The organism is Agrococcus phoenicis, from assembly GCF_047302415.1.
Taxonomy (GTDB): Bacteria; Actinomycetota; Actinomycetes; order Actinomycetales; family Microbacteriaceae; genus Agrococcus.
In genome coordinates this window covers 706,950-727,835 of the sequence record NZ_CP154854.1, presented here as the reverse complement: position 1 = coordinate 727,835, position 20,886 = coordinate 706,950, and the positions used below count along the sequence as shown (strand labels likewise).

The window sequence follows — 20,886 nt, the reverse complement described above, 5'->3', positions numbered from 1 at the left end:
CCGCAGTGCGCGACGCGGGCGGCGCGCTCGCCGGCGCCGCGGCGCCGTGGGCGCTCCGACCGGCGAGATCGGCCGCGTCAGTAGAGCAGCGTCGTCAGGCGCTTGCGCGCCGCGCCGACCCGAGGATCGTCGACGCCGACGATCTCGAAGAGGTCGAGCAGGCGCAGTCGCACCTGCTGCTTCTCGTCCCCCGCGAGGGAGCCCATGAGCTCCAACAGCCGCAGGAACGCGTCCTCGACGTGCCCTCCGGAGAGGTCGAGGTCGGCGACCAGCATCTGCGCATCGATGTCGGTCGGCGCGGCCGCGGCCGCCGCGCGGATGTCCTCGGCACCGCGGCCCTGCAGCCGAGCGAGCAGTCGCACCTGCGCGAGGCCGGCGATCGCCTCGGCGTCGCGCGGGTTCTGCGCGATCGACTTCTCGAAGGCGGCGATCGCGGTGTCGAAGTCACCCGCCTCGATCGCGTCGTAGGCCTCCTGGTGCAGCGGCGGCACCGGCTCGGGCGCAGGCGCTGCGCCGGCCTCGTCGCCCGCGGCGTCGGCGACCGGCACGCTGCCGGTGACGCCCTGCTGCGCGGCGAACGCGAGCACCTGCGCGAGCACGTCCTGCACCTGCTCCTCCGACTGCGCGCCGGTGAACAGCGGTGCTGGCCGCCCGGCGATCACGGCAGCGACGGTCGGCACCGACTGCGCCTGGAAGGCCTGCGCGATCTGCGGGCTGCTCTCGCCGTCCACCTTGGCGAGCACGAGCTTGCCGCGCTGGGCCTCCACCAGGCGCTCCAGGATCGGCACGAGCTGCTGGCTCGGCTCGCTCCACTCGGCGACGATCGCGACGATGACCGGCACGCGCGTCGACAGCTCGACGAGCGTCTGCAGGTCGGCGTCGCCGATGGTGAGCACGACGCCCGGCGCTCCCCCGCCCGAGGAGGGCGGCTGCTGGGCAGCGGGCTGCGCGTGCTTGGCCGCGAGCGCCGACAGGTCGACGGCACCGGCGATCGATGCGGGCATGTGCGGGTTCGTCATCCTTGGACCTCCGAAGCGTCAAGCAGGGTCTGCGCGTAGCCCACGATCTGGATCTCCGCGCCCTCGGGCGCGTCAGCCGGGGGCACCGCGAAGAGCACCTGCAGCTGGTACGTGGTCTCGATGCCGGTCGACGACGCCTCGACACCCGCGAGGATGCCGGCGCCGTCGGCCGTGCTGATCTCGACGCCCTCCTCGTTGGGCGTCGTGCGCTGGGTCTCGTTGAACGATGTGGCGACGAGCGCGCCGCCGTCGTTCGCGACCAGCATGAGCGGGGCTTGCTCGTCATCCCGCCAGTCCCAATCGAGGGTCGTCAGCTCGTACTCTGGCAGCTCGCGCTGCTCGTCCTTCCAGGCGCGGCCGAACTGCTCGCGGAGCGCATCGCCCTCCTCCTGGAACCAGGAGGAGAAGCGGGAGTCGTCGCCGTTGAGCAGCATGTCGGCGTAGGCGAACGTGATCTCCGAGGGGCGACGCGCCAGGAGCGGCGTGTCGAGCGGGAGGCTCGCGGCACCGATCGTGGGGCTCGCGACCGCCGGCAGCTGCACGCCGGAGGCGAGGGTCATCTGGTAGACGAGGCGGTAGTCGCTGCGCGCATCCACCTGCTGGAAGACGAGCGCCGACTGCGCCTGAGCGCCGTCCTGCCACGCGACCACGGCCATCGCCGTGCGCGGCCACGCCTCGGTCTGCTGCGGCAGCAGCAGCTGCACCTCGCCGTCGGCGATGCCCTGGAGGGCCGGAAGCTCGTCGTTCTGGCTGCGCACCTCGTAGTTCGTGGCTCGCGCGTCGAGCGCGGGGCCGGCGACGCGGCGCGCGGCGGTCTCCTCCGAGAGCTCGGCGTCCGCGGCAGCGACGACCTCGCGCGTGTCGTCGAGCACGCGGGCGAACTGGTTCTCGGTCAGCGCGACCTGCGGCAGCGCCTCCTCGAGGGTGGAGGGCGTCGGCGTCGCGGCCGTCTCGCTCGGCTCGGGGCTGGGCCAGTACTGCGGCCCGCAGCCGGTCAGCGCGATCGACGCGAGCACGGGCAGCGCCACGATCCCGAAGCGCCTGCGGGTGCGGTGGATCCGACGCTCCGCCTTCGGCTCGCCCGTCGCGCGGGGGCGCTCCTCACCCCTCGCGGCATCGCTCGCGCCGCGATCGTCATGGGCGCCGCCGTCGGCGGATGCGCCGTCGGTGTCCTGGGGCTCCGACCCGGCGGCCGCATCCGGCGCCTCGATCGCGCCGCGCCCGGGCGCGGCGGCGACGGCGCGCTCCGGCAGCGGCAGGCCCGCCCGGGCGTCTCGCTCGAGCTGCCTGCGCTCGGCGCGGGTGAGCTCGCGGTGCGTGCGGCGCTGCGGGCCGCGACGGCGCCGATGACTGCGGAGGGCCAGCAGGAAGAGCACGAGCGCGAGCGCCAGGAAGACGAAGCCCGCGGTCATGAGCGGGCCGAACAGCGGCGTCTTCGCGTCGAACGGCCACTCGACCCGCACGTCCGCGGGAGCAGCCGCGCCCGGCTCGCCCTGGATGAGCATCGCGAACCCGACCGGCAGGTCGATCTCGAAGCGCACCGCTCCGTCACCGGCGTGCTCCTCGATCCACAGGTCGCTGCCGGCGATCGTGGGCAGCGCTTCGCTGTCGCCCGCCTGCTCGTCGAGCACGAGCTGGTCGTCCTCGGCGAGCTCGCCCACGGCGTGCGCGCTCCCGCCGATCCAGCCGAGCACGTCGTGGTCTCGCCCGACCGCGACGGTCACGGCGCCGCTGCCCGCGATCGACACCGTCTGCCTGCCATCGTGCTGGTTCATCGTCTCGCCGGAGACGTAGAGGAGCTGCGCGTCCGTCGGCTGCTCGAGCTGCGCCACGATGGTCTCGGGAGGAGCCCAGACGGTGCGCTGGCCGATGCCGAGTCCGAGCAGGACCAGCGAGATCACGAGGCTCACGGCCGCGAGGATGTATCGCACGAGATGCAGGTCCTTTCACGCTCACCGAGCGGATCGAGGCGCGTCGGGTGGGCACCGGGCTCGGCAGGCAAGCCTCCAGGGTACCGGAATCGCCCTGCCCGGCGCCATCCCGCGCCTGCGCGGCTGGCGAGCGCCAGCGCTCCGGCGGCCTAGGATTCGAGGTGTGAAGATCCGCAACGGCTTTCTGCTCGGGCTCGTCGGCGGCCTCGGGGTGCTGCTGGCCATCGCGATCGGCGCTGCCGTCGGCCAGATCAGCACGGTGCTCGTCTGGGCCTTCGCCGGCATCTTCCTGGCGCTGGGGATCGAACCCGTCATCCAGTTCCTCGCCAAGCGCAACGTGCCTCGCTGGGCCGCGGTCCTCATCGTCTTCGCGCTGATCCTCGCGATCCTCGTCGGCGCGACCTGGCTCATCATCCCGACGATCGTCGCGCAGTTCACCATCCTCATCCAGTCGGTGATCTCGGAGATCGAGGGCGGCGCGCTCGAGGGCGCGGTCGAGTGGCTGGGCGAGACCTTCCCGCAGTTCGACATCGACGCGACGATCGAGCAGCTCGAGGGAGCCCTCACCGACTTCGAGACGTGGTCGACGCTCCCGCCCTTCGTGGCCGAGATGGCCAGCGCCATCATCAACGGCGTCGGCCAGGTCGCCTTCGCGCTCGGCGGCGTGCTCATCGTCGTCGTGCTGATGCTCTACTTCACGGGCTCGCTGCCGTCGCTGAAGTCGGGCATGTACCGCCTCGTCCCCGCATCGTCGCGTCCGAAGTTCATCGAGATCGCCGAGCAGGTCATGCAGTCGGTCGGCCGCTTCGTGCTCGGCCAGGGCGCGCTCGGCCTGCTGAACGGCGTGCTGACCTTCATCGTCCTGTCGATCGTCGGCTCCGACCTCGCGGGGGTCTTCGCGTTCATCGCGCTCATCGCCTCGACCATCCCGCTCGTCGGCACGATCTCCGCCTCCGTGCTGATCTCGCTGCTCGTGCTCCTGCTCGACGGGCCGCAGACGGCGCTGCCGGTCGCGATCTACTACCTCGTGTACATGCAGCTGGAGGCGTACTTCATCAGCCCGCAGATCATGAACCGGGCCGTCAAGGTGCCCGGCGTGGTCGTGGTGCTCTCCGCGCTCATCGGCGGCACGCTGCTCGGCATCCTGGGCGCGCTCGTCGCCATCCCGGTGGCCGCCGCGATCCAGCTGATCCTGAAGGAGGTCGTCATCCCTCGTCAGGACGCGAAGTGACCGGCATCGGTCACTGACCGCTCGAGGGGTGCCGTCAGCCGGCGCGCCAGCAGCCGCTGTGCCAGTGGCGGCGATCCTCGATCGCCCGCTCGCCGAAGATCGAATCGGCGCGCCACACCACGACGTGCGCCGTGCCCTGCACGACGGTGCCGCCGCATCCAGGGCACGCGTAGTCCTTGACCGCGCTGGTCGCCGCCATGGGCTGCACGTGCCATGCGCCGGACGCCCGCTGCTCCACGCGCGCCACGCCCTGCAGCAGCCGTTCGACGTCGAGCGGCACGTGCGGCTGCGCGCGGCGCTTCGGCCGGCGCGCCGGCATCAGTACCAGCCGACCGACTGCGAGTGGCCCCAGGCGCCGCACGGCGTGCCGTAGCGGCCCTGGATGTAGCCCAGGCCCCAGCGGATCTGCGTCACCGGGTTGGTCTGCCAGTCGGCGCCGGCGGTCGCCATCTTCGAACCGGGCAGCGACTGCGGGATCCCGTAGGCGCCGCTCGAGCGGTTCTGCGCGTACACGTTCCAGTTCGACTCGCGCTGCCACAGGTTGTACAGGCATGCGTACTGATCCTCGCCCCAGCCGCGAGCGAGCACCATCTCGCGAGCCGCCGCCTGGGCGCTGCCCGGGTTCGGGGCGACCGCGCGAGGGATCTCGATCGAGGCCGCAGCGCTCCCTCCGGATGCCGGCGCGGCCGCGGCGGCCGCCTCAGGCGTCGGCGTCGGAGTGGGCGTCGGGGTCGGGGTGTGGACGACGATGTCGTCGCGCACGAGCGCAGCCTGCTCGCCCGTGATCTCGCCGATCGCCTGATCGGGGCGCTGCTCGCTCGGCAGCTCGATCGGGTCGGCCATCACCTGCGGGCTCGGCGTCGCGGCGAGCGTGACGAGCACGAAGCCGGCTGCCGCGAGCAGCGAGATCCCGGACAGCACGCCGCGCGTGCGCGTCGTGCGCGCAGATGCGGTGGCGGAGCGGGTGAACACGAGGAGCGAGGTTATCACGGAACGGTAACGAAGCCGAGGCCTCCTGCCGTCACCGCACCGCCAGCATCAGGCTCACGACCGTGTCGAGCAGCGCGTCGACCTCGTCCTCGTCGTAGCCGCCGAACTGCGCATCGAACTGGACCGTGCGCACCTCGCGGACCGTCATCTCCGGCCCGTCCTGCAGGTAGTCGGCGATGCGCGCGGCGAAGGCGTCGACCTCGGCCGTGCGGTAGCCGCGAGAGATGCGGCTCACGCGGCGGAAGCGCTCGCCGTCGGGCCCGGTGAGGCGAGCGAGCGCATCCTGCGCTCGCTGGCGCACCTTCGCGTACCACTCCTCCTCGCCGTGCTCGAGGATGCCTCGCTCGTGCTCTCGCCGGGCGAACGCCTCCTCGAGGCGCTCGAGCGCCGCGTCGACGTGGGCGGGCGAGTAGCCGCCCTTCTGCATCGTGAAGCTCGTGCGGCGGATCGCAGCGGAATCGATGGCCGTGGCTGCTCGAGCGTCGGTCGCGTACGCGCGCCGAGCGTCCTCGAGGAAGTCCTCGACCTGCTCGATGTCGTAGCCCGGCTGCGACCGTCGGGCTCTCGGGAACGTGCTCATCGACTCCATCATGCCAGCGGCAGGTGCGAGTTCACGCGTGCGTGATCTGGAAGAGCGCCATCATCACGGCGGCGCTCGGCAGGATCGAGTCGAGCCGGTCCAGGAAGCCGCCGTGCCCGGGCAGGAACGAGCCGATGTCCTTGATGCCCAGATCCCGCTTGATGATCGACTCGGCGAGGTCGCCGACGGTCGCGCTGATGACGAGCAGCACGGCGAGGACGATGCCGAACCACCACTCCTGCCCCAGCATCCACACCGAGAGCGCGATGCCCGCCGCGATCGCCAGCACCGCGCCGCCGAGCAGGCCCTCCCACGTCTTTCCGGGGCTGATGCGCGGGGCCAGCTTGTGCTTGCCGAGCCAGACACCCGCCGCCAGCGCGCCGGTGTCGATCACGGTGGTCATCGCGATCATCGCGATCATCCACCACTGCCCGTCCTCCTGCACGGTGAGCAGCACGGTGAACGCGCCCAGCACCGCGACGTAGGCGATGCAGAGGGCGCCGGCCCTCACATCCGCGAAGACCGCGGCAGCGCCTGTCCGCGTCGACGGATCGGCCAGCTCGACCACGCGCACCAGCGCGACGATGCCGACCGCGGCGAGCGTCGACCACCACAGGCCTGAGGCACCGAAGTACCACGTGGCGGGGATGATCGCGCAGCCGAGCAGCACCAGGGGCACGCGCGGCACGTCGCGGCCGGCGAACCGCAGCGCACTGGCCAGCTCGAACAGCGCGAAGCCGATCAGCACGGTCGCGAAGACCATGTAGAGCACCTTCACGAACAGCAGGCTCACCAGCAGCGCTGCGCCGAGCACCAGCGCGATGCCGATCGCAGCCGCCAGGTTGCGCCCGGTGCGCTTGTCCACCCGCTCGCGGGTGGCCTCGATCTGCTCTCGGGCGGCGTTGATCTGCGCCTGGATCTGCGCCTCGATCTCGGCGGCGCTTCGATGCTCGCGTCGCATGCGTCGCCCTCAGAGCCCTCGGTCAGACCTCGAGGAGCTCGGCTTCCTTCTTCTTCAGCGCATCGTCGATGCCCTCGATGGCCTGCTTGGTGCTGCCCTCGAGCTCCTTCTCGGCGCGCGAGATCTCGTCGTCGCCCACCTCGCCCTTGAGCTTCTCGAGGTCGGTCATCGCCTGGCGGCGCACGTTGCGCACGGCGACGCGCGCCTGCTCCGCCTTGTCCTTGACGATCTTCACGTAGTCCTTGCGGCGCTCCTCGGTGAGCTCCGGCATCACGACGCGGACGATGTTGCCGTCGTTCGACGGGGACACGCCCAGGTGCGGCGCAGCGACGATCGCGCGCTCGATGTCCTTGAGCGCGGTCTTGTCGAACGGCGTGATGACGAGCGTGCGCGCATCCGGCTGCTGGAACGACGCGAGCTGCACGAGCGGCGTCGGCGAGCCGTAGTACTCGACGTTCAGCCGCTGGAACAGCGCGGGGTTCGCCCGCCCTGCGCTGACAGTCTGGAAGTCGTCTTTCGCGACCTCGATGGACTGCGTCATCTTCTCCTTGGCCGAAGCCAGAACATCGCTGATCACGTGGTTCCTTCCGTCGCTGTCGAGTCTATCTGCGCCCGCGCGCCTCAGGCGCGCACGAGCGTGCCGACCGGCTCGCCGAGGATCGCGCTGCGCAGCTGGCCGTCGCCGTCCATGCCGAACACGCGCATCGGCATGCGGTTGTCCATGCAGAGGCTGAACGCGGTCGAGTCCACCACCTTGAGCCCGCGCACGAGGGCGTCCTGGTAGGTGATCTCCTCGTAGCGCGTCGCCGCCGGGTCGTGCTTCGGGTCGGCCGTGTAGACGCCGTCGACGCCGTTCTTCGCCACCAGCACCTGATCCGCACCGATCTCGAGCGCGCGCTGCGCGGCGACGGTGTCGGTGGAGAAGTAGGGCAGGCCGGCCCCGGCGCCGAAGATGACGACGCGACCCTTCTCCAGGTGCCGCTCCGCGCGCCGCGGGATGTAGGGCTCCGCGACCTGGGTCATCTGGATCGCCGACTGCACGCGCGTCTCGGCGCCAGCCTGCTCGAGGAAGTCCTGCAGCGCGAGCGCGTTCATCACGGTGCCGAGCATCCCCATGTAGTCGGCGCGACCGCGCTCCATGCCGCGCTGGCTGAGCTCCGCGCCGCGGAAGAAGTTGCCGCCCCCGACGACGATCGCGATCTCGACCGTCGCAGCCGCCTCGGCGATCTGGCGGGCGATGGCCTGCACCACGTCGGGGTTCACTCCGAGGCTTCCAGCCCCGAACGCCTCGCCCGAGAGCTTCAGGAGGACTCGACGGCGCGGCTGTGCTGGCATGTGGGCTCCTCCTGAGGGGTCTCGGCCCGAGCGCGGACCGCTCAGAAGCCTACCGCGATCCTCTCGCGCACGACGGAGGGCCGGGGTCTCCCCCGGCCCTCCGTGACGTGCTGCGGCGCTCAGGCGCCGATCTTGAAGCGCGCGAAGCCGGTGACCGTGAGGCCTGCCGACTCGAGCACCTTGGCGACCGACTGCTTGTTGTCGCGCGCGTAGTCCTGGTCGAGCAGGACCATCTGCTTGAAGAAGCCCGTGAGGCGACCCTCGATGATCTTCGGCAGGGCGCCCTCGGGCTTGCCCTCGCCGCGAGCGATCTCGGTGACGAGCTCGCGCTCCTTGTCGACCTCGGCGGCCGGCACCTCGTCGCGGGTGACGTAGCGCGGGTCGAACATCGCGATGTGCTGCGCGACCGCGCGGGCCGTCTCCGCGTCGTCACCCGTGTAGGCGACGACGACGCCGACCTGCGGGGGCAGGTCCTTCGAGGTGCGGTGCAGGTAGACGGCGTGCTCGGAGCCCTCGACGCGGGCGACCTTCGTCAGCTCGAGCTTCTCGCCGATCGTCGCGGCCTGCTCCTCGATCACCGACTGGACGGTGCCCGACTCGGCGGGCGCCGCGAGGGCGGCCTCGAGGTCGGCGGCGCCGGCAGCCGCGACCGCGGCGACCACGCGCTCCGACAGCGCGATGAACTTGTCGTTCTTCGCCACGAAGTCGGTCTCGCACGCGAGGGCGATCATCGTGACCGCGCCCTGGCCCTCCGCGGTGGCGATGAGGCCCTCGCTCGTCGAGCGGTCAGCGCGCTTCGCGTTGCCCTTCGCACCCTTGAGGCGCAGGATCTCGGTGGCCTTCTCGACGTCGCCACCGGCCTCCTCGAGGGCGGCCTTGGTGTCGCTCATGCCGGTGCCCAGCTGCTCGCGCAGCATCTTGAGGTCGGCGATGCTGATGGTTGCCATCCAGCGGCTCCTTAGTTCGACGCGGACGCGGCGGCGTCCTCGGTGGTCTCGGCGGGGGTTTCCTCGGCTGCGGGGGCCTCAGCCTCAGCGCCAGGGGTCTCCTCTGCGGGGGCAGCCTCAGCGGCAGGGGCCTCCTCGGCGGCGGGCTCCTCGGCAGCCGGCTCAGCGGCGGCCTCGGCCGGTGCCGCGTCCTGCTGCGCGAGCAGCTCGCGCTCCCACTCGGCCATCGGCTCGGCAGCGGCGTCGCCGCCGCCGTGGCGCTGCATGAGGCCCTCGGCCGCGGCGTCCGCGACGATCTTCGTCAGCAGCGCGACCGAGCGGATGGCGTCGTCGTTGCCCGGGATCGGGTACTGGACGTCGTCGGGGTCGCAGTTGGTGTCGAGGATCGCGATGATCGGGATGCCGAGCTTCTTGGCCTCGTCGACCGCCAGGTGCTCCTTGTTGGTGTCCACGATCCAGAGCGCCGACGGGGTGCGCTGCAGGTTGCGGATGCCGCCGAGCGACTTCTGCAGCTTGAGGAGCTCGCGCTTCTTGAGCAGCAACTCCTTCTTCGTGTAGCCCTGCGTGGTGTCCTCGAAGTCGATCTCCTCGAGCTCCTTCATGCGGCTCAGGCGCTTCGAGACCGTGTTGAAGTTGGTGAGGAGGCCTCCGAGCCAGCGCTGGTTGACGTAGGGCTGGCCCACGCGCGTCGCCTGCTCGGCGATCGACTCCTGCGCCTGCTTCTTGGTGCCGACGAACAGCACGCTGCCGCCGTGCGAGACGGTCTCCTTGACGAAGTCGTACGCGCGGTCGATGTGCGCGAGCGACTGCTGCAGGTCGATGATGTAGATGCCGGAGCGCTCGGTGAAGATGAAGCGCTTCATCTTGGGGTTCCAGCGTCGGGTCTGGTGCCCGAAGTGGACGCCGCTGTCGAGCAGCTGGCGAGTCGTGACGACGGCCATGGCCGCCTCCTTCTTCTGTTGCGGTTCTGTCGGCGCGGCCGGTGGCCGAGCCCCTGGCGCCCTGACCCGCCTCCGCCTCCCGCACGAGCACGGGGCTCGAGCCGAAGGACCGATGGAGGTGGTGTCGCGGTGGGCGCGCGAAGTCATCGCAGAGACGATGCCCTCCTATGCTACATGCTCCGCCGCTCTCCCCCGGTGCCCTCGGTGCGTGCGCGCGCGACGGCCGCGCCGGTGCATCATGCCCTCCATGCTCCCGTCGCCGCCTCGCACCCTCCGCCTGCTGCTCGCACTGGCGGTCGCGCTCGCTGCGTGGGTCTGGCCAGTGGACTCGCGCGACGTCGTGCGGGCCTTCGATGCGCCGGAGACCGCCTACGGCCCCGGCCACCGGGGCATCGACATCTCGGCGCCAGCGGGCTCGGCGGTCGTCGCTCCGCAGGATGGCACGGTGCGCTTCGCAGGGCCGGTCGCCGGCCGCCCGGTGGTCTCGATCGAGCACGCCGGCGGCCTGGTGTCGAGCTTCGAGCCGGTCGAGCCGACGGTCTCGGCTGGCGATGTCGTCGTGGCAGGCGAGCAGATCGGCGTGCTGCTGGCCGGCCACGCGCCCGGCCAGCCGAGGCTCCACCTCGGCGCCAGGCTCCACGGCGCCTACGTGGATCCGCTCGGCCTGCTGGGGGTGGAGCGGCCGGTGCTGCTGCCGATGGCAGGCACGAAGCTCGGTCGTCAGGCGCGCGGGTGAGCGGTGCGATAGGCCGCCGCGAGCCGCTCGAGCGACACGTGCGTGTAGAGCTGCGTCGTGCCGAGGCTCGCGTGGCCGAGCATCTCCTGGACCGCGCGCAGATCGGCACCGCCGTCGAGCAGGTGCGTCGCCGCCGTGTGGCGCAGGGTGTGCGGGCCGTGCGGGCCGGAGCCGGGCGCGGCCTCCAGCAGCGCCGAGACCAGCTCGTGCACGCGCCGCTGCCCCAGGCGCCCGCCGCGCGCTCCCAGGAAGAGCGCCGGATGCGGCTTCGAGGCGCTCGCGAGACCGGCGCGCCCGATGCGCAGCCAGTCGAGCAGCGCGTCGAGCGCCGGTCGCCCGAAGGGCACCACCCGCTCCTTCGAGCCCTTGCCGATCACGCGCACCGTCAGCCGCTCGAGATCGACGTCGTCCACGTCGAGGCCGACGAGCTCGCTCACGCGCAGCGCAGAGGCGTAGAGCAGCTCGATGACGGCGCGGTCGCGCAGCGCGAGCGGGTCACCGTCGCTCGCCGCCTCGTCCAGCTCGCCGAGCATCGCGTCGATCGCCGTCCGCGAGAGGACGCGAGGCAGGTGCTGGTCGCGCTTCGGCGTGCGCAGCCGGCTGGCGGTGTCCGCACCGCCGTGCGCTGCGATCCAGCGGCTGAGGCCGCGTGCCGCGGCGCTCCTGCGGGCGATGGTCGCCTTGCCCGCCCCTGCCTGGGTGGTCGCGTACAGCCAGTCGCGCAGGGTCTCGATGTCGAGCGCCTCCGCATCGTCGATGCCGCTCGCATCGCAGTGCGCCACGAGGCTCGCCAGATCGCTGCGGTAGGCGCGGACGGTGTTCGCGGAGGAGCCCCGCTCCCGCTCGAGGTGCGAGAGGTAGCCCTCGACGGCGACCGGCAGCCGCATCTCAGTCCGGCTTCCTGCTGAAGCGCTCCATGCGCGCAGCGGGCTCGAGCAGCAGCAGCTGCTCGACGACGTGGGCCGGCAGCGTCTCGCGCGAGTCGTGGGGCAGCGCGGGCACCACGGAGTGCGCGACCGAGTCGGGGTAGAGCTCGATGAGGTTGAACGACTGCGTGGCATCGATCCCGTGCATCGCGGGAGGCGGGCCACCGAGGTCGTCGGCGTAGCTGGTCGCACCGGCGAGCACGACCGGGATCTCGGTGAAGGTGCCGGAGCCGTTGACGTGCAGGTGCCCCGAGAGGATGGCCCGCACGTCGGCGTCGCCGAGCGCGGCGGCCAGGCGCTGCTCGTCCCGGAACTCGAGCAGCCGCATGAGCCTGCTGCGGTACGGCAGCGGCGGGTGGTGCATCACGAGCACCGTGCCGAGCGCGGGCGGATCGGCGAGCGCTCCCTCGAGCCACTCGGCTTGGCCCTCGTCGAAGCCGCCGTGATGCCATCCCGGCAGGCTCGTGTCGAGCGACACCACCCGCAGCGCCCCGACCTCGACCACGAGGTCGATCGGATCGCCCGCGCCCCCGGGGAGCCCGAGCGCTGCCCGCATCGGGGCGCGCTCGTCGTGGTTGCCCGCCGCCCAGACGATCGGGGCCCCGAGCTCCGCGGCGACCGGCTCGAGGATCTCGCGGGCCAGCGCGTAGGCCTCGGGCTCGCCCAGGTCCGCGACGTCGCCGGAGACGACGATGACATCGGCGTCGCTCGCGGCCGTGCGCAGGCGCTCGACGGTGGCGCGCAGGTGGTGCTCGGTGTCGACGATGCCCGCGAGGGCGGCGCCGCCGGCGAGCAGGTGGGTGTCGCTGAGGTGCGCGATGACCGCAGAGGGCGCGGGGTGGATGCCGAAGCTCACCCCTTCAGGCTAGCCTCGCTCCTCCACCGGACGCGGTCGCCGCGCGCACCCAGCCGCTGCTGCGCTCGACGGCGCGGCCTGCGAGCTCGAGCAGCGCGAGCGCCGCTGTCACATCGCGGGGCGCCATGCCCGTGCGCACCGCGAGCTCGTCCACCCCTCGCGCCGCGCGCGTGCTGAGCGCATCCAGGACGCGTAGCTCCTCGGCGTGCACGGCGTCGAGCGCACCGCCACCGACGCCTGCGCCCTCGATCCTCGCGCCCTCGACCAGCTCGACGACGTGCTCGGCCCGCTCGACGACCACCGCGTCGTACTCCCGCAGCAGCCGGTGGCATCCGGTGCTCGCGCCCGAGGTCACGGGGCCCGGCACAGCGCCCAGGGGCCGACCGAGCGCAGCGGCATGCCCGGCCGTGTTGATGGAGCCCGACCGCTGCCCGGCCTCCACCACCACCGTCACGCTCGCGAGCGCGGCGATCAGCCGGTTGCGCGCGAGGAAGCGCCATCGCGTGGGAGGGATGCCGCTCGGCGCCTCCGCGATGACGCAGGCCGTGGCCTCGATCCGGCGCAGCAGCTCGTCGTGCCCCGCGGGGTAGAAGCGGTCGAGCCCTCCTGCGAGCACCGCCACGGTGATGCCGCCGGCCGCCATCGTCGCCCGGTGCGCGGTGCCGTCGATGCCGTAGGCACCGCCCGAGACGACCGCGAAGCCGCGATCGACGAGCCCGGAGGCGAGCTGCGCCGTCACGAGCTCGCCGTAGCCCGAGGATGCGCGTGAGCCGACCAGCGCTGCAACCCAGCGCTATTGCGTCAGATGCACGATCCCAGTCGACAGATATCGTCCCTAATCGTACGGCGGTGGCGTCGAGCGCCCAGCGGCAGTTAGGGAAGTGCGAACGACAGGGCGGGAGATTCCCGTCTAACGCCGAAACTTCGCATCTAGCGGGAAGCGACGGGCCTTCCCGAACTGGACTTCACGGCGGACCGCATCGCGGCGCGGCGCGTCTGATGAGGCCTTCCCTGCACCCGTGTAATCGCCCACCCAAGTGCCCGAGGGCCGAAGAACTGGACGGCTTCCCTCAGGCTGGTCGGGCCCGCGCGTGGCACTGAACGCTCTGGTTCCCCACGCGCCAGATTGGGAAGTCGGCGAAGTCAGGCGGGCAGCCCATGTCTCCGAGCCCCACGCCGGGAATCCGCGTGATCTTCAGCAGCTGCGTCTTGAGGCTGGCCGGCCACTGGATGTCGGGCGCTGTGGCGCGCAGCATGTACGCGAGCAGTGCCATGTACCCATACAAGCGATCGCGGTCGCCTCGCTGGTCGAGGCTGTCTGCGCCATTGGCAAGCACGCCCGGGGCGAGCGTCGCGAGCGTTTGAGGGATGCGGCGATTCCACAAGCGGGTGTGGTGTGCGCACTGATTGCGGATCACGTTGAAGCCTTGGAAGGCCCCGACCAGACGGGTTCCGTCCGTGATCCCGAACGTGCGTGCGACGGCGTTCTGATCGTCACGGTGCAGGAGGCGGTAGAGGCGGACCAAGGTTCCGAAGTCCACGGTCTCGAGGACCAACCAGATGGGCTCCGGCTTCGCGTACTTGGCGCGGAAGTGCTGGAGGAAGTCTTCACTCGCGGCTTTCGTCAACTGCTTCTCGATCGCCCCGAGCAGCATCTCGTGCTGGGTCGCGTACTCGCTCTGATACGGCTGCGGGGGCCGATCCGCGGCGCGAGGACCGAGTGCGCCGGCGTTCGCGTGACCGAATACATCGCGCTGGCCGAGCACGTAGGCGACTCGAGCTCGCAGGACGGTCTCGAATGTGCCCAGCCCCTCGAGAACGACGCTCCTCAGCTTCGCGTCGAACCGGGCAAGCTCCAGCGCCGCGCTCAGGGTGGCGCCGGCGACGAAGTCATCGCCACGGTACTGGTGAGCAGTCTCGCGAGGCTCGTGGTCGAGCAGCAACCGCCGGAACGGGTAGAGATATGCGCCCAGCCGGTAGTATCCGTGGTGCTCCAGCGCCCGCTCGGCCGTCGCCCTGTCGCCGCAGTCGAGCCCCCTGGCCGAGAGCCGCTCGACTTGCCCTGCGTACGACAAGTGCGGCTTCGAGTAGGGATGCACGCTCGCACTCTATGGCACGAGAAAACCGGCCCTTACGCCGAAGGCGAAGAGGGGCCGGTGTGTATGCGTTCACCTTAGTCACCTGGAAACCGCCCGATCAAGTCCGTTCGCTTTCGGCGTGTCGTAACCGCAACCGAAAACTACCGGCAGCAATCGGTGGCCGATGCCGCTGCGCGATCCGGTTCGGGTTGAGACGGCTCGCCGGGAGACGCCAGGGCTGATTTGCGCAACCACGTAGTGTTCGCGTTAGATGCAGGCAGTCGGCATCTGATGGGAGAGCCTGGAGTGGTTGCTGGAAGCGTGCCGCACGGAGTCGCTGCGCTGTACCTGGCTTCCGGGGTCTCGTTCCTGCGAGAAGAAGAGGCCGTCTTCGAGGGCATGCTGGCGGGCTGGCGAGCGCAGCAGCTCGGTGGCCGCAACCTCGGCGAAGACTACGTGCGCAGTACAGCGCGGGCGGTGGCTAAGTTCCGAGCGCACTCCGGCACGTTGCCGTGGGAATGGTCGGCTGGGCAGTTCGACGAGTGGATGCTCGACCTCGTCTCGGTGCGCAAGCTGGCCCGCTCGACGATCCGCTCCTATCAGCAGGCGGTGCGGGGGTTCTGCGAGTACCTGACGTCTGAGCACTACGGCTGGGTTGCCGAGTGCGAGCGACGGTTCGGGACCCACCCGGTGCAGGTCTGTCACGACTGGAACTCCGTTCGCCACCTGCAGGACTACGAGGGCCGGCCGGGCCGGCGGCCCTTGACGCGCGATGAACTGCAGATGCTCTTCGACCGGGCGGACGAGGAGGTCGAGCGGTGCTTGGCCCGAGGGCGCAAGGGCGCTCTGCCGGCGTACCGAGACGCGGTGCTGCTCCGCGTCACCTACGGGTGGGGGCTGCGCGCGAACGAGGCGGTCAACCTCGATGTCACGGACTTCTACCGCAACGCACACGCACCCCAGTTCGGCGAGTTCGGGATCTTGCACGTGCGGCACGGGAAGGCCTCGAAGGGCGGCGCGCCCAAGCGTCGCTCGGTGGTCACGCTGCACGACTGGGCGGTGGAAGCGGTGCGCGACTATCTGGACAACGTCTGGCCACTGATGAGACCGGACGGAGAGCGGGCGATGTGGCTCTCCGAACGGGGCACGAGGCTGCGCCCGAGAGAACTCTCAGAACGGTTCGCCGCCTATCGCAACGACCTAGGTTTGGAGCGGACGTTGTCGCCGCACGCACTGCGCCACAGCTACGTCACGCACCTGGTGGAGGACGGCGTGGACGCAGTGTTCGTGCAACGGCAGGTCGGGCACCTGCACCAGTCGACGACGTCGATCTACACAGCCGTCAGCGGCGACTTCGCGAACAAGATGATGCAGGACGCATTGCAGAGGCTGAGGCCAGAACCGGAAGGATTGAGCGAATGAAGGTTGTGGGGTACGAATGGCGGCTGCGCGAGGTGATGGCATCCGCAGGAATGTTCGCGACGTCGAAACTGGTTCCGCTGCTGCGAGAGCGAGGAATCGAGCTCTCCTCCAGTCAGATATACCGGCTGGCGGTCGAGAAGCCTGAACGGCTGAACATGCACGTGCTGGTCGCGCTGATGGACATCTTCGACTGCGGCGCGGACGATCTGATCCGGAAGGTCGACCTGGGCGCTTCCGCGACCAAGGCCACTGGCACGGACGGCGGCGACCGTCTCGCGAACGGCACGGCGGTCCTACGGGAGCGCGGCCTCAGGCCGCCGAGGGCGCGGGTACTGCCGCCGGATGCGTGAGCTCGTCGTTGCCGAGCTAGCCGGTGCCATCGCCAGTGTCGAGGCGAGTCTCGAGCCGTCCACCATCCACCAGGTCATCGACCGCCTAGTCGCCAAGGAGCCACAGGGCCGTCGGCTGCAAGCAGCGCTCAACGAGGACCCGGGACTGCTGACGGCCGCATCGCCGAAGACCCCGACCGGCCTCGCCCGCATCCTCCTCGCCCTCGTCCAGGCGGGCGCGCAAACCGTGCGCGCGCCCGCGTGCGGCGATTGCGGACGGGAGCGGCCGCTGCCTAACAGGGTGGGCGGAAGCGCCATCTGCGGGGTGTGTGCCCGGGAGCGGGCGGCGGTGACGGTGCGCTGCCATCGGTGCCACGAGCATGCCAAGCGGGACCGCTCCGTCGCCGGCCGCGACTTCTGCCGGACGTGCTGGCAAGCCCTGCAGCCGACTGCCGCGGAGCGGATCGCAAGGTTCACCGCCTCCCACGTTCCCGGCGGTGACAAGACTGTGGCTGCGGCCGCCGTCGAGCAACTGGGGCTGAAAGCCGATCGCAAGCTTCGGTTGGCCCTGGAATGTGACTACTTCGGAGCAGAGTGGCTCATCGACGCATCACCCGCATCCTCCCTCTTCACCGCCTTCTACGATGCGCTGCGCGCGGAGGGAGCGCAGCTGCCCCAGCGCACGTGCGGTCACTGCGGCAGGACCGGCAAGCTCACGAGCCGCCTGGACAGTCTCACCTGCTGCCGCAAGTGCTACCGCGCCGGCCACCTGGCAGCTTGCGACGGCTGCGGGCAACCCGCGAGCCTGGAGCTGCGTCGACCCGACGGGAGCCGACTCTGCCAAGCCTGCACCAATCGCCTCGACGAGTCGTGGGCGGACTGCGTTGGCTGCGACAACCGGAGGCTGATCGCCTACCGAGCGCCACACGGGCCCATGTGCTGGCGCTGCCGGGCCGTCCCGGTCCCGGACGTCTGCACCCGATGCGGCACCGAGGCCGAGTGCCGGTTCCAAGGCACCGACAGGGCGACCTGCCTCGCGTGCTACGCCGCCGCACGGATGGACACCTGCACCCGGTGCGGATCGAGGGGCGAGTGCAAGTTCGCAGCCACGGACAACGCGATATGCCTGCCGTGCGACCGCCGCCCCGAGCCGTGCTCGCTCTGCGCCCGACTCACCGTGCCGAGAGCTCGAGACGCCGATGGCGCACCGATCTGCTGGGCATGCGTCCCCCAGAACATCGAGCGGTGCATCAGCTGCGCCCTGCCCAAGCGGGTGAACGCGCGCACGACCGTCGGACCGCTGTGCCTCAGCTGCTCGACCAACAGCCCGCTGATGCATCGAGATTGCAAGCGATGCGGAACTCGAGCGCGCCTCCACCTGCGAAAGTGGTGCAGTCGCTGCTACGCCGACGACAAGCTCTATCAGCTGCTGCCCGATGAACTCATCGCGGCCCGGCCCACGCTGGCTCGACTTCGGGAGCGCTGCCTCGCCGCCGATGCGCGCCGCACCCTGCGCGCCTTCCGGCGCAACACCACCACAGCAAAGCTCGCCCTGGCCCTCTCCAGGACGGACACATTGAGTCACGAGCTCCTCGACAGCCTCGGCAGTCTCGACGAGGTCGCACCGGTGCGCTCACTCCTCGTCGAGAACGAGCTCCTTCCGCCGCGAGATGAGCACCTCGTCCGCTTCGAGCGGTGGTGCGCCGAGACGGCAGCGGGCATCACGGACGCTGGACATCGCCGCGCCTTCGAGCGATTCGTGCGCTGGCGACCGCTGCGTCAGTTGCGCGAGCAGGACCGCCCAGTCACACCGGGGCAGACCGCCGGCCGGCGGGATGAGTTGCGGCAGGTCTTGAGTCTGCTCGCCTGGCTCACCGACCGGTCCGAGTCCATCGCCCAGCTCGACCAAGCCAGACTCGACCTCTGGCTCTCGACGGGCACGACCCGCCGGATTCGAGCCGCCGCATTCCTGCGCTGGGCCGCGCGCAACCAGCTCTGCCCCCGACTCAGGGTGCCGCCGCAGCGCAAGTCGAACCTCACGCCGACCGGCTCGAGCGTAGGTGAGCGATGGGAGCTGCTCGAACGCCTGCTCCACGATCGGGCCATCGACCCGCGGACTCGCCTGGCGGGCGTGCTCGTGCTGCTCTACGGAACTCGGGTCGTGCAGCTGCGGCGACTGCGAGTCACCGACATCGCCGTGGAAGGTGGGCGAGTTGCCATCCGGCTTGGTGCCGATCCGCTCGATCTGCATGGCGCGATCGGCGAGCTGGCGGTCGCGGCTAGAGGCCATCGAGAAGCGCCGCGGCTTCTCTCTGACGCGGGTGAGGATGACTGGCTGTTCCCTGGCCAGTACCACGGCACCTCGATCTCCACAGACGCCCTCACCGACCGCCTCAACGCGGTCGGTGTGCGCGTGCGTGCTGCCCGAACCGGCGCGGTGGTCTCGCTCGTGCAGGAACTCCCGGCGCCGGTCGTGGCGCGGCTCACCGGCCTTTCGACCGCGACGTCCTGGGCTCAGGCAGTCGCCGTCAGCGACGGCCGCTACGCCGCCCTAACCGGCCTCTTCGACGATGGCGGCGGCCCGTAGACTGAGTCCCTAGCCTCTGTGACTAGCGCTGATCTGGGCCGCGCTTGGCCCAGGCTCATCCACTGCTCGTGCGCCGAAGATGCTGAACATCCTCGAGCGCCGAGCCGACGCAACCTCAGGGCCAGGGCCCTCACCATCCTGATGCCGATCGCGCCAGCCTGGGTGACGCTTGCAGTTCAGCCTGTGCTGTATAGTTCAGCGCATGATGACTATTGCCTCTCGTGTGGATGTGATGAATCGGTTGGGGCGCGCCATGTCCGACCCAACTCGATCGCGGATACTGCTGACGCTGCTCGAGGCGCCGGCCCACCCGGCGGAGCTTGCCGAAGCTCTGGGGTTGACGCGCTCGAACGTGTCGAACCATCTCGCGTGCCTGCGCGACTGCGGCATCGCGGTCGCCATACCCGAGGGCCGGCAGACGCGATACGAGATCGCCGACCCGCACCTGTCACGTGCACTGACCGCCCTGGTCGACACCACCCTCGCGGTCAACGAGGACGCACCCTGCCTCGACCCGGCCTGCTCGGTGCCCGGTTGCTGCGAGACGGGTGCGGGCGCGTGATCCTGTCCTCGGTCCTGCAAGCGATCGGCTTGTTCCTTGCCACCAACATCGACGACATCATCATCCTCTCGCTGTTCTTCGCCCGAGGGGCCGGTGAGCGTGGCACCACCGCCCGCATCCTCATCGGGCAGTACCTCGGGTTCATCGGCATCCTCGGTGCGGCCGTGCTGGTGGCCCTGGGAGCTGGGGCGTTCCTGCCCCCGGAGGTCATCCCGTACTTCGGCCTTATCCCGCTGGCCCTGGGGTTGTGGGCCGCCTGGCAGGCTTGGCGCGCGGACGGCGACGACGACGACGACGACGCGAAGATCGAAGGCAAGAAGGTCGCCGTGTGGACCGTCGCCGCGGTGACCTTCGCCAACGGCGGAGACAACATCGGCGTCTACGTCCCGGTCTTCCTCAGCGTGGGCACGGCCGCCGTGATCGCCTACTGCGTCGTATTCCTAGTGCTGGTGGCGGTGCTCGTGGCCTTGGCCAAGTTCGTTGCCACCCGCCGACCCATCGCGGAGGCGCTGGAGCGCTGGGAGCACATCCTGTTCCCGATCGTCCTCATCGGCCTCGGCATCTTCATCCTGGTCAGCGGCGGAGCCTTCGGGCTCTGACGCGAAACAGCGAAGGAGGTACATCCATTGAATGCGAACCAGATGCCGTCAGAGGCCGCGGACCCGGACTTGTCGCGGGCACTCATCGCGGATGGCGCCGTGACGCAGACCGCTGATGCGAGCGCGCCATCCACTGCCGCCGACGCCACCGCCTCGGGACGGGACGACCGACCGCGGCGTCGAGCGGCCCTGCTGGGGTTCGTTGTGGCCCTCGTCGCGGGTTCGGTCGATCAGCTCAGCAAGGTTTGGGCAGAGGCGACGCTCGCCATGGGAGAGCGGCAGCCCTTGCTCGGCGACCTGCTCGCCATTCAGCTTGCCTTCAACCCCGGCGCGGCGTTCTCGCTCGGCGCCAGCGCCACCCCGATCATCACGGTCATAGCCATTGCCGGCTCCGCGTTCGCCGCTTGGCTCATCGGGAGGACGACGTCGCTGCCCTGGGCGGTCGGCCTCGGACTGATCCTCGGTGGCGCCTTCGGGAACGTGGTCGATCGCCTGACACGAGCCCCTGGTTTGGGCAGGGGCCACGTCGTTGACTTCATCGCCTATGCCGACTGGTTCATCGGAAACGTCGCAGACGTCTTCGTCTTCGCTGGCTTGGCGGTGTGCCTGATCCTGGCGGCCAACGGCAAGCGAATGCGTCCCGAGCACGCGCCGCGGTCCACCTCGTAGCGGCCAGGAGCTCGGCCGACGCCGCGCCGAGCGCGCCATCCGGTTGCGTAGCGGTTGACTGCTCGACCTCGCCCCTCGTCTGCTCCCGTGCGCCCCTAACGGCCGGTGCTGCGCCCCGTCTTACCGAGGCGCCGCTTCGAACGCTGGAGAGCGATGACGCCGCTGGCCCCGTCCTCCAGAACCTCTG

22 protein-coding genes are annotated in these 20,886 nt (G+C 70.5%); 8 read left to right on the top strand and 14 right to left on the bottom strand.

All coding sequences use genetic code 11. From position 1 onward, the window contains the following. Positions 1 to 77: 77 nt before the first annotated feature. The gene (locus tag AA0Z99_RS03515; RefSeq protein ID WP_413319503.1) at positions 78 to 1,019 is read right to left on the bottom strand and encodes a tetratricopeptide repeat protein; all 942 of its coding nucleotides are present in this window, start codon (positions 1,017 to 1,019) and stop codon (positions 78 to 80) included. Beyond that, a complete protein-coding gene (locus AA0Z99_RS03510) occupies positions 1,016 to 2,950 on the bottom strand; it encodes a hypothetical protein (RefSeq protein WP_413319501.1) in 1,935 nt (644 codons plus the stop codon). Before AA0Z99_RS03510 ends, AA0Z99_RS03515 begins: the two co-directional genes overlap by 4 nt. A gap of 163 nt (positions 2,951 to 3,113) precedes the next feature. Between AA0Z99_RS03510 and AA0Z99_RS03505 the strand changes: the two genes are divergently transcribed. Next, positions 3,114 to 4,181, top strand: coding sequence for an AI-2E family transporter (locus AA0Z99_RS03505; protein ID WP_413319500.1), 1,068 nt, complete (start codon positions 3,114 to 3,116; stop codon positions 4,179 to 4,181). A 34-nt stretch (positions 4,182 to 4,215) separates the two neighbouring features. Here the strand turns inward: AA0Z99_RS03505 and AA0Z99_RS03500 are convergent, their stop codons facing one another. From AA0Z99_RS03500 to rpsB, 8 genes are all read right to left on the bottom strand, one after another. Continuing rightward, positions 4,216 to 4,500: a hypothetical protein gene (locus AA0Z99_RS03500; RefSeq protein WP_413319498.1), complete on the bottom strand. Its 285-nt coding sequence runs from the start codon at positions 4,498 to 4,500 to the stop codon at positions 4,216 to 4,218. Beyond that, positions 4,500 to 5,171, bottom strand: coding sequence for a lytic transglycosylase domain-containing protein (locus AA0Z99_RS03495; RefSeq protein ID WP_413319496.1), 672 nt, complete (start codon positions 5,169 to 5,171; stop codon positions 4,500 to 4,502). Before AA0Z99_RS03495 ends, AA0Z99_RS03500 begins: the two co-directional genes overlap by 1 nt. 31 nt (positions 5,172 to 5,202) lie before the next feature. Next, the gene (locus tag AA0Z99_RS03490; RefSeq protein ID WP_413319494.1) at positions 5,203 to 5,751 is read right to left on the bottom strand and encodes a DivIVA domain-containing protein; all 549 of its coding nucleotides are present in this window, start codon (positions 5,749 to 5,751) and stop codon (positions 5,203 to 5,205) included. A gap of 31 nt (positions 5,752 to 5,782) precedes the next feature. Next, entirely contained in the window at positions 5,783 to 6,712 is a 930-nt protein-coding gene (locus AA0Z99_RS03485; protein WP_413319492.1) for a phosphatidate cytidylyltransferase, read from the bottom strand. A 22-nt stretch (positions 6,713 to 6,734) separates the two neighbouring features. Next, on the bottom strand, positions 6,735 to 7,289 hold the full coding sequence (gene frr / locus AA0Z99_RS03480; RefSeq protein ID WP_413319490.1) for a ribosome recycling factor: 555 nt from the start codon (positions 7,287 to 7,289) through the stop codon (positions 6,735 to 6,737). Between the two features lie 44 nt (positions 7,290 to 7,333). Continuing rightward, on the bottom strand, positions 7,334 to 8,047 hold the full coding sequence (gene pyrH, locus AA0Z99_RS03475; RefSeq protein WP_413319488.1) for a UMP kinase: 714 nt from the start codon (positions 8,045 to 8,047) through the stop codon (positions 7,334 to 7,336). Positions 8,048 to 8,166: 119 nt separating this feature from the next. Continuing rightward, positions 8,167 to 8,994: a translation elongation factor Ts gene (gene tsf, locus AA0Z99_RS03470; RefSeq protein WP_413319486.1), complete on the bottom strand. Its 828-nt coding sequence runs from the start codon at positions 8,992 to 8,994 to the stop codon at positions 8,167 to 8,169. A gap of 11 nt (positions 8,995 to 9,005) precedes the next feature. Then, entirely contained in the window at positions 9,006 to 9,935 is a 930-nt protein-coding gene (rpsB, locus tag AA0Z99_RS03465; RefSeq protein ID WP_413319484.1) for a 30S ribosomal protein S2, read from the bottom strand. Positions 9,936 to 10,182: 247 nt separating this feature from the next. On the opposite strand from rpsB, the gene AA0Z99_RS03460 reads away from it, so the two are divergent. Continuing rightward, positions 10,183 to 10,671 carry a murein hydrolase activator EnvC family protein gene (locus AA0Z99_RS03460; protein WP_413319482.1) on the top strand — a complete coding sequence of 163 codons (489 nt, stop codon included), beginning with the start codon at positions 10,183 to 10,185 and terminating at the stop codon, positions 10,669 to 10,671. On the opposite strand, the gene AA0Z99_RS03455 is transcribed toward AA0Z99_RS03460, so the two are convergent. From AA0Z99_RS03455 to AA0Z99_RS03440, 4 genes are all read right to left on the bottom strand, one after another. Next, complete coding sequence (locus AA0Z99_RS03455) at positions 10,656 to 11,558, bottom strand: tyrosine recombinase XerC (RefSeq protein WP_413319480.1); 903 nt, start codon at positions 11,556 to 11,558, stop codon at positions 10,656 to 10,658. The genes AA0Z99_RS03460 and AA0Z99_RS03455 overlap by 16 nt on opposite strands. A 1-nt stretch (position 11,559) precedes the next feature. After that, complete coding sequence (locus AA0Z99_RS03450) at positions 11,560 to 12,453, bottom strand: metallophosphoesterase (RefSeq protein ID WP_413319478.1); 894 nt, start codon at positions 12,451 to 12,453, stop codon at positions 11,560 to 11,562. A 4-nt stretch (positions 12,454 to 12,457) separates the two neighbouring features. After that, positions 12,458 to 13,192: a DNA-processing protein DprA gene (locus tag AA0Z99_RS03445; protein ID WP_413319476.1), complete on the bottom strand. Its 735-nt coding sequence runs from the start codon at positions 13,190 to 13,192 to the stop codon at positions 12,458 to 12,460. Between the two features lie 331 nt (positions 13,193 to 13,523). After that, on the bottom strand, positions 13,524 to 14,552 hold the full coding sequence (locus AA0Z99_RS03440) for an Abi family protein (protein ID WP_413319474.1): 1,029 nt from the start codon (positions 14,550 to 14,552) through the stop codon (positions 13,524 to 13,526). Between the two features lie 300 nt (positions 14,553 to 14,852). Between AA0Z99_RS03440 and AA0Z99_RS03435 the strand changes: the two genes are divergently transcribed. The 6 genes from AA0Z99_RS03435 to AA0Z99_RS03410 all read left to right on the top strand — a co-directional run bounded on the left by AA0Z99_RS03435 (position 14,853) and on the right by AA0Z99_RS03410 (position 20,699). After that, positions 14,853 to 15,953 (top strand): tyrosine-type recombinase/integrase, encoded by a 1,101-nt coding sequence (locus tag AA0Z99_RS03435; RefSeq protein WP_413319472.1) that lies wholly within the window; start codon positions 14,853 to 14,855, stop codon positions 15,951 to 15,953. After that, on the top strand, positions 15,950 to 16,303 hold the full coding sequence (locus tag AA0Z99_RS03430; protein ID WP_413319470.1) for a helix-turn-helix domain-containing protein: 354 nt from the start codon (positions 15,950 to 15,952) through the stop codon (positions 16,301 to 16,303). Before AA0Z99_RS03435 ends, AA0Z99_RS03430 begins: the two co-directional genes overlap by 4 nt. Then, positions 16,296 to 18,869 carry a hypothetical protein gene (locus AA0Z99_RS03425; protein ID WP_413319468.1) on the top strand — a complete coding sequence of 858 codons (2,574 nt, stop codon included), beginning with the start codon at positions 16,296 to 16,298 and terminating at the stop codon, positions 18,867 to 18,869. The genes AA0Z99_RS03430 and AA0Z99_RS03425 overlap by 8 nt, the downstream gene beginning before the upstream one ends. Before the next feature lie 202 nt (positions 18,870 to 19,071). Next, positions 19,072 to 19,431 (top strand): Cd(II)/Pb(II)-sensing metalloregulatory transcriptional regulator CmtR, encoded by a 360-nt coding sequence (gene cmtR, locus AA0Z99_RS03420; protein WP_413319466.1) that lies wholly within the window; start codon positions 19,072 to 19,074, stop codon positions 19,429 to 19,431. Continuing rightward, entirely contained in the window at positions 19,428 to 20,030 is a 603-nt protein-coding gene (locus AA0Z99_RS03415; protein ID WP_413319464.1) for a cadmium resistance transporter, read from the top strand. The genes cmtR and AA0Z99_RS03415 overlap by 4 nt, the downstream gene beginning before the upstream one ends. A gap of 99 nt (positions 20,031 to 20,129) precedes the next feature. Then, positions 20,130 to 20,699 (top strand): signal peptidase II, encoded by a 570-nt coding sequence (locus AA0Z99_RS03410; RefSeq protein ID WP_413319462.1) that lies wholly within the window; start codon positions 20,130 to 20,132, stop codon positions 20,697 to 20,699. Positions 20,700 to 20,886 lie beyond the last annotated feature (187 nt).

Coding starts and splice junctions, on each gene's coding strand:
- AA0Z99_RS03455 (WP_413319480.1), bottom strand. CDS start 11,558: ATGCGGCTGCCGGTCGCCGTCGAGGGCTACCTCTCGCACCTCGAGCGG.
- AA0Z99_RS03460 (WP_413319482.1), top strand. CDS start 10,183: ATGCTCCCGTCGCCGCCTCGCACCCTCCGCCTGCTGCTCGCACTGGCG.
- AA0Z99_RS03425 (WP_413319468.1), top strand. CDS start 16,296: ATGCGTGAGCTCGTCGTTGCCGAGCTAGCCGGTGCCATCGCCAGTGTC.
- tsf (WP_413319486.1), bottom strand. CDS start 8,994: ATGGCAACCATCAGCATCGCCGACCTCAAGATGCTGCGCGAGCAGCTG.
- AA0Z99_RS03485 (WP_413319492.1), bottom strand. CDS start 6,712: ATGCGACGCGAGCATCGAAGCGCCGCCGAGATCGAGGCGCAGATCCAG.
- AA0Z99_RS03490 (WP_413319494.1), bottom strand. CDS start 5,751: ATGAGCACGTTCCCGAGAGCCCGACGGTCGCAGCCGGGCTACGACATC.
- AA0Z99_RS03515 (WP_413319503.1), bottom strand. CDS start 1,019: ATGACGAACCCGCACATGCCCGCATCGATCGCCGGTGCCGTCGACCTG.
- rpsB (WP_413319484.1), bottom strand. CDS start 9,935: ATGGCCGTCGTCACGACTCGCCAGCTGCTCGACAGCGGCGTCCACTTC.
- AA0Z99_RS03500 (WP_413319498.1), bottom strand. CDS start 4,500: ATGCCGGCGCGCCGGCCGAAGCGCCGCGCGCAGCCGCACGTGCCGCTC.
- pyrH (WP_413319488.1), bottom strand. CDS start 8,047: ATGCCAGCACAGCCGCGCCGTCGAGTCCTCCTGAAGCTCTCGGGCGAG.
- cmtR (WP_413319466.1), top strand. CDS start 19,072: ATGATGACTATTGCCTCTCGTGTGGATGTGATGAATCGGTTGGGGCGC.
- AA0Z99_RS03430 (WP_413319470.1), top strand. CDS start 15,950: ATGAAGGTTGTGGGGTACGAATGGCGGCTGCGCGAGGTGATGGCATCC.